This window comes from Pseudomonas sp. TWI923 (genome assembly GCF_039673365.1).
Taxonomy (GTDB): Bacteria; Pseudomonadota; Gammaproteobacteria; order Pseudomonadales; family Pseudomonadaceae; genus Aquipseudomonas; species Aquipseudomonas sichuanensis.
The window spans coordinates 1-6,354 of the sequence record NZ_JBDJLM010000140.1 but is presented as its reverse complement, the minus strand read 5'-3'; the positions used below and the strand labels follow the sequence as shown (position 1 = coordinate 6,354).

General features: G+C 67.1%; 8 protein-coding genes. 5 read left to right on the top strand and 3 right to left on the bottom strand.

Translation table 11 applies throughout. The features are described 5' to 3' along the window. Both ABE459_RS25535 and ABE459_RS25530 read left to right on the top strand, forming a co-directional pair. Window positions 1–447 (top strand): hypothetical protein (locus ABE459_RS25535; RefSeq protein ID WP_346648167.1); only part of this gene is annotated, 447 nt, incomplete at its 5' end. Window positions 448–553: 106 nt separating this feature from the next. Beyond that, window positions 554–1,282 carry a thioredoxin family protein gene (locus ABE459_RS25530; RefSeq protein WP_323833733.1) on the top strand — a complete coding sequence of 243 codons (729 nt, stop codon included), beginning with the start codon at window positions 554–556 and terminating at the stop codon, window positions 1,280–1,282. A 10-nt stretch (window positions 1,283–1,292) separates the two neighbouring features. Here the strand turns inward: ABE459_RS25530 and ABE459_RS25525 are convergent, their stop codons facing one another. Further along, on the bottom strand, window positions 1,293–1,874 hold the full coding sequence (locus ABE459_RS25525; RefSeq protein ID WP_153787981.1) for a flavin reductase family protein: 582 nt from the start codon (window positions 1,872–1,874) through the stop codon (window positions 1,293–1,295). A 235-nt stretch (window positions 1,875–2,109) separates the two neighbouring features. Between ABE459_RS25525 and ABE459_RS25520 the strand changes: the two genes are divergently transcribed. Together ABE459_RS25520 and ABE459_RS25515 are read left to right on the top strand one after the other, a co-directional pair. Continuing rightward, on the top strand, window positions 2,110–2,448 hold the full coding sequence (locus tag ABE459_RS25520) for a hypothetical protein (protein ID WP_323833769.1): 339 nt from the start codon (window positions 2,110–2,112) through the stop codon (window positions 2,446–2,448). A gap of 93 nt (window positions 2,449–2,541) precedes the next feature. Then, on the top strand, window positions 2,542–3,975 hold the full coding sequence (locus ABE459_RS25515; RefSeq protein WP_323833736.1) for a PLP-dependent aminotransferase family protein: 1,434 nt from the start codon (window positions 2,542–2,544) through the stop codon (window positions 3,973–3,975). On the opposite strand, the gene ABE459_RS25510 is transcribed toward ABE459_RS25515, so the two are convergent. Together ABE459_RS25510 and ABE459_RS25505 are read right to left on the bottom strand one after the other, a co-directional pair. Next, a complete protein-coding gene (locus ABE459_RS25510; RefSeq protein ID WP_323833738.1) occupies window positions 3,968–5,161 on the bottom strand; it encodes a cyanate transporter in 1,194 nt (397 codons plus the stop codon). The two genes, ABE459_RS25515 and ABE459_RS25510, sit on opposite strands and share 8 nt — an antisense overlap. Then, on the bottom strand, window positions 5,158–5,616 hold the full coding sequence (locus tag ABE459_RS25505) for a nucleoside deaminase (protein WP_125463881.1): 459 nt from the start codon (window positions 5,614–5,616) through the stop codon (window positions 5,158–5,160). Before ABE459_RS25505 ends, ABE459_RS25510 begins: the two co-directional genes overlap by 4 nt. Window positions 5,617–5,811: 195 nt before the next feature. On the opposite strand from ABE459_RS25505, the gene ABE459_RS25500 reads away from it, so the two are divergent. After that, entirely contained in the window at window positions 5,812–6,249 is a 438-nt protein-coding gene (locus tag ABE459_RS25500) for a carboxymuconolactone decarboxylase family protein (RefSeq protein WP_125463880.1), read from the top strand. The last annotated feature ends 105 nt before the right edge of the window (window positions 6,250–6,354 follow it).

Here is a 6,354-nt window from a genome sequence, read left to right as displayed (position 1 = left end):
TCAAGCAGCTCTTTCGGGACCTTCGGTAACTCTCGAAGCGGTTTCTTTCTGGTTGGCATACATGCACCTCTTACTCATGGTATGCCCGAACACAAAATTTCTGACACCCTCCTGGATATCTCCAGCGCCCTTGAGATCGAGCGCCGCCCGCGCGGCGCATCGCTGGCAAGCCAGCTCCCACATCTGTTTCGGGCCAGTTATGTCTGTGGAAGTACCGCTGCCCGCCTTGGTGCATGTCTCAAGTCAGGCGAGACGCCAGTGGTGCCCACCCCAATACCGAGTCGAACCAACAAGGCGGACAGTGGTGAAATCACAGGAGTGACTGGCCCGAAACAAATGTGGGAGCTGGCTTGCCAGCGATGCGCCGCGCGGGCGGCGCTCGATCTCAAGGGCGCTGGAGATATCCAGGCAGGCACCTGTCAGCCCACACACTTTCTCAAGCCATAAACAACCAACCCCCACCCCACCACTCGTCGCCCCCACCCGCTCCCCGTCGATTCCTCGAACGCCCATTCGACCACTCAATGAATCCCCCCAGCGCGGAGCGCGCCTCATGAACACGCTCGACAACAATCACCCAGTGGTCACCCGCAGCCAATGGCTCGCCGCCCGCCGGCAGCTGTGGCTGCATGAAAAAGCCCTCACCCACCAACGCGACGAACTCGCCGCCGCCCGCCGTGCCCTGCCCTGGGTACGGGTCGAGGAAAACTACCGCTTCCACGGCCCCGACGGCGAACTGGCCCTGGCCGACCTGTTCGCCGGGCGCAGCCAGCTGCTGGTCTACCACTTCATGTTCGCCGAGGGCTGGAACGAAGGCTGCCCAGGCTGCTCCTTCCTCGCCGACCATTTCGACGGCGCCAACCTGCACCTGGCTCACCACGACGTGTCGCTGGTGGCGGTGTCACGGGCAGCCTATGGCGAATTCCAGGCATTCCGCCAGCGCATGGGCTGGCGCTTTCCCTGGTATTCCTCCCACGGCAGCCGTTTCAACCAGGACTTTGGCGTGAGCGTGGCCACCGATGGCAGCGCCGAGTACAACTACGCGCCCTACGCAGGCACCGAGGCGGAGCTTCCGGGCTTGAGCGCGTTCATTCGCGACCGCGACGGCTGCGTCTATCACACCTATTCCACCTACGCCCGCGGGCTGGACATCCTGGTCAATACCTACAACTTCCTCGACCTGACCCCACTAGGGCGCAACGAGGGCGGGACGATGGACTGGGTGCGCCACCACGACCGCTATGAAGGCGCCCCTGGCAAGCCGCACTGCTGCGGGGAATGACGGGCGCGGTTCATTCGCCCTGGTCGATCACCAGGGGTTCGCCGATGGCATAGAAGTGCCCGCCCGCCACGTAATGCAGGCTGCGCCAGTCGGGGTCGGCATGCTCATAGGCCCAGTGCCCGTCGCGGAACACCCGGTCATCGGCCCAGGCCGCGACCACTTCGCCGATGAACAGGTCGTAGGTTTGCTGGTTATGCGGCTCGTCGATCACCCGGCACATCAGCCAGGCCGAGCAGCCGTTGACCAACGGCGCCTCGAACCCGGCGACGCGGGCCAACTCGACACCGATACGCGCCAGCTTGTCGGGCTGGTCGAACAGGCTCTGGCTGCCCACCTGGTGGGTGAGCCGTGCCTGGGCGGCGTTGGGCACCTGCAGCACGAACCAGCCACTGCCCTCCACCAACTGGCGGGTACGGGCGCTCTTGTCGAGGACCACGGTCACCTTGGGCGGGTCGAAGTCCAGGGCGCAGGCCCAGGCAGCAGCCATCACATTGTCGACCCCGGCATGGCTGGCCGAAACCAGCACGGTGGGGCCGTGGTTGAGCAGGCGATAGGCCTTGGTCAGGTCGACGGGCTGGAAGTGGCTGTGCATGGCAAACCTCGGCGTTACGCAGGGGGACAGGTCGGCCATTGTGCCGCAGCGGGCATACCGGCGACAGCGCTGATCCTGATCAAGGCAAGGCGCGGGGCACTCGCATAATTTATGACTCTTCCTACAATTCAGTCGGAAGCAGCCCGCTTTCCGTCTTACGCCTGCAAAAACATGATCGGACCTGGATGTCGTCATGCCCGCCCTGCGCGGCCAGCCCACCCGACGAGGCCCCACCATGCCCGAGCACACCCGCCACACCGAAGCCCTGCAACACACCCTGCGCCAGCTGCTGGCCCATGAGGTCAGCAACCCCGATGACAACCCGCACCTGTCCGGCGTGCGCTTTTTCTGCGCGACCGACGAGCACACCCGCCAACTGATCGAGCGCGTCGAGCTGCTGGCCAGCGAAGCCTTCTTCGACGCACAGGGTCGCGCCATCCCGGCGCACATGCAGGCAGCGGCCGTCGATGGCATCAGCATCCGGCAGAAACGCAAGGCACCGCAGGACGAAACGGTGATCCGCATCGCCCTGCCCGACAAAGGCTATATCACCATCAGCACTGCCCGCCTTTGACGCGTTGAACAAGGGCCGCCAGTTCGGCCCTCTTGCAGCTTGCCGCGCGAAGCCCGAAGCTTTGACACCCCTGCGCTTCGGACACAGCCCCCGATGGAACTGCACATCCGCCTCGAAGGCCGCAAAGGCCTTGCCGACCAGCTCTACCAGCAATTGCGCGCCGGCATCGACAGCGGCCACCTGGCTGCCGGCACCCAGCTGCCGCCAACGCGCCTGCTGGCCGAGCAACTGGGCGTATCGCGCAAGACCGTGGCCGAAGCCTACTCGCGCCTGACCTACGACAACCTGCTCAGCGGCGTGGTCGGCCGCGGCACCTTCATCACCCCTCGCCAACCCATACAAGCCGACGCCGCCGAGGCCATCCCACTGGCCGCTGCCGACGCCCTGGAGCGCTGGCGCCTGCGCGCCACGGTGCTGGGGCGGCGCGCGCTGGATGCCCCCTCGCGTTATGACTTCATCGGCGGAGCCTCAAGCAAGGCGCAGTTCCCCTACGACCAGTGGCGCAGCTGCCTGCAATACGCCCTGCGGCGCAGCCAGCGGCACACCGATCGGCAGTTCTCGCCGCAGGGCTTGCCTGAGTTGCGCGAAGCCATCGCCCACCACATCGCGTTCGCCCGGGGCGTGCACTGCAGCGCCGCCGATGTGCTGGTGTGCAATGGTGCCCAGCAGGCCCTGGACCTGATCGCCCGGGTGCTGGTCGAGCCGGGCTGCAAGGTGGCCATGGAGGACCCCGGCTACCCACCGGCGCGGCAGCTGTTCCTGGCCCTCGGCGCCCAGGTGCAGTCGGTGCCAGTGGACAATGAGGGGCTGTGCGTGGAACAGATCGAGGCCGGCACCCGGCTGATCTACGTCACCCCCTCGCACCAGTTCCCACTGGGCATGCCCATGGGCGCACAGCGGCGCCAGGCGTTGCTGGCCAGGGCCGCCGCGCTGGGTGCGCTGATCATCGAGGACGACTACGACTGCGAGTTCCGCTACCAGGGGCCGGCCGCCGAGGCCTTGCAGCGCCTGGACCGCCACGGGCTGGTGGCCTATGTCGGCACGTTCTCCAAGACCTTGCTGCCCGAGCTGCGCCTGGGCTATGCGGTGCTGCCACCGGCAGTGCTGCAGGCCGCCTGCGTGGCCAAGCACCTGACCGACTGGCACAGCCCGAGCCTGCAGCAATGGGCCCTGGCGCGCTTCATTGGCGAAGGCCACCTGAGCAAGCACATCCGCCGCTGCCACGAGGTATACAGCGCCCGCCGCGAACGGATCCTGGCGCGCCTGGGCGGCGACCTGGCGCCCTGGTTCGAGGCGGTGCCGGCCAGTGCCGGCTTCCACCTGAGCGCCCTGGCCAAGCCGGGGGTCGATGTAGAGCTGTTGATCAACCTGGCGCGCAAAGTCGAGGTGGGGCTCTATTCGTTGGCGCCGTTCTTCAGCGAGGCCCCGGTACGCCCGGGGTTGCTGCTGGGCTTCGGCGCCATCGAACTGCTGGATATCGACCCGGCGCTGGACCGGGTCCGCGATACCCTGCAGCGTCTCAGCTGAGCGCTGCGGCGCCTGCCTGCCCTGGCCGGGCGATGGCCCGAGCATAGCCGCCCGGGGCGAAGCACGCGGTGACCAGCAGCATGGCCAGCACGGTGCAGGTCAGCAGGGCCCAGGATGCCTGGAAGTCACCGCTGACATCGCGCAGCCAGCCGGTGATGTACGGCACGATACCGGTGACGATGAACCCCACACCCTGGACGAAGCCCGCCAGGCTGCCGGCTTCGGCCGGCGTGCGCAGGTGTTCGAGGGTCAGTGTCAGGCTGAGGCTGAAGCACGCGCCCAGGCCCAGGCCGATCATCGCCACCCACAGGCCCATGGCGCTGGCCGGCGCCAGCAGCAGGCCAAGGAAGCCGCCCAGCTGGATCAGCAACGCCAACCACAAGCCAGGCCGACGATCCGCCAGGCGGCGCAGCAACAGCGGCAAGCCGAGGGCGCCGGTCACCTGGAAGATGGTCATCAACCCCACCAGCTCACCACCGCCCTGAGCCGTGCCGCCATGCTCCAGGTGATAGGCCGGCAGCCAGGCGACCATGCTGGTGTAGCCGCCATTGATCAGGCCGAAGTACAGCGCCAACAGCCAGGCGCGGCGATTGCCGAACCAGTGCCCGCCACCCGTGCCGGCCAGCGTGGGGGTGGCCTGGCGTGGCCGCAGGGCAATCCAGGCGGCCACTGCCAACAACGCAGGCAAGGCCCAGACGCCCAGCCCCGCCTGCCAATGGCCAAAGTGCGCGGTGATCGAGGGGCCCAGCACCGCCGCCAGGCCGCCACCGGTCATCAGGGCTGCCGAATACAAGCCCATGGTCGCCGCCAGCCGCGTGGGGAACCAGCGGTTGACCAGCCCCGGCATCATGCCCTGCACCAGCGCCACCCCCAGCCCGGCGACCACCGCACTGACGATCAGTGCCCAGGCGCTGTCCAGTTGCAGTCGCCACAGGCAGGCCAGGGCAATCGCCGCCAACCCGGCGAGCATGCCGCCATGCTCGCTCAGCCAACGCCGCAGCCACGGCTGCAACAGCGGCACCAGCCCCATGCACAGCACCGGCAGCGCCGTCAGCAATGCCGCCTGCTGGTACCCCAGGCCGGTGCTCTGGCGCATGGGCTCGAGCAGTGGCCCGATGCTTGTGAGGATCGGCCGCAGGTTGAGTGCCAGCAACACCACCAGCAACAGGTTCAGCGCGCCCCTCATGCTTGGCTGGCCTGCTGCCATTGGGCATACAGGCCCGCTTCGCCAGCGGGCTTGAGCGGGCGCAACGGCAAGCTTTGCTGCTGCGGCGGGCGGGCCATCTGCGCGTAAACCGCGGCGGTGGACAGCCCGTAGGGCTCGCCCTCGTCGTTGCCATAGGCGAACCATGCGCGTTCCACACCGCACAGGTGCATGGCCGCCAGGCACATCGGGCACGGGTGGCCACTGGCATAGATCTCGGCACCGTCCAGGCGTGCCCGGCCCAGAGCCTGTGCGGCCTGGCGGATGGCCTGCATCTCGGCGTGGCTGGTCGGGTCCTGGGTGCTGTGGATCTCGTTGACGGCGCGGGCGATCACCTGCCCCTGGTACACCAGCACGGCACCAAACGGGCGGCCGCCCGCCTGGATATTGGCGCGGGCCAGGTCGAGGGCCTCGCGCATGAAGTGTTCTCGGGACATGAATCGGTACTCCGCAATTGACCCGGCCATTATCCCGGCTTGGCCGCAGCGGTAGAAATGAAGAGATTGGATGCACCTCAGTGGCCAGGCGAATGCCGGATTGGCCTCCTGGCAAAGCGTTGGATTGGCTATTCGGCACGCTGCCGGGCGGCGTTAAGGTGGCTGCACACCTGATCACCTTCCCGGAGAAGCACCATGCACGAACGTATCGAATGGGCCAAAGCCGCCCCAGAAGCCTACAAAGCCATGGTTGGCCTCGAGCAAGCCCTGATCCAATCGGGGCTGGAGCATTCGCTGCTCGAACTGATCCGCCTGCGCGCCTCGCAGATCAATGGCTGCGCCTACTGCGTCAACCTGCACGCCAACGATGCGCGCAAGGCCGGCGAGACCGAAGCCCGCCTGCAGACCTTGAGCGTATGGCGTGAAACCCGCTATTTCACCCCGCGCGAGCGAGCCGCCCTGGCCTGGGTCGAGAGCCTGACCCGCCTGCCCGAGCATGGCGCGCCACAGGGTGAATACGAAGCGTTGCAGGAGCACTTCGAGCCCAAGGAAGTCGCCAACCTGACCCTGGCCATCGCCACCATCAATGCCTGGAACCGCTTTGGCGTGGGCTTTGCGATGGTGCCGGCCTGAGACTTAGGCGTAATTGGGGCCGCTGCGCGGCCCTATCGCGGCACGAGGCCGCTCCTACAGGAGATCGCGAACAACTGTTGTAGCGGCCTTGTGCCGCGATAGGGC